Raw genomic sequence first — 300 nt, 5'->3', positions numbered from 1 at the left:
TGGCTCGCGATGGTGACGCCTTCCATGGCAACGAGTGGCATCAGCTGCTCGCGGTATTGCACCATGTAGCGGCCGTTGCTGAACTCGATCTTGTCGGCGGGCAGCTCTTCCAGGCGCGTGACGAGGCCAAGCGGGACCGCCTTGGGCTGCGACGAGCCGGCGCGGAACACCAGCAGCGAGGTGGTCTGCTCGCCCGAGCCGATGTGATGCGCGCCGTTCTCGTCCCCCATGTCATGGGCCGAGGAGCCGGCGGCGCCGAGCGCCTTGGCAATGCCGTTGGGGTCGATGATCATGATCACC

The 300-nt window shown here is 66.7% G+C and carries 1 pseudogene; it reads right to left on the bottom strand.

The annotated features are described in order from the left end of the window. Positions 1-300 (bottom strand): annotated as a pseudogene (locus RAD04_RS38565) (hybrid sensor histidine kinase/response regulator); the annotation flags it as partial.

Source organism: Bradyrhizobium sp. 25ACV, from assembly GCF_054863005.1.
The sequence above is the reverse complement of the archived record's forward strand: the minus strand, read 5'-3'. Positions and strand labels throughout refer to the sequence as shown.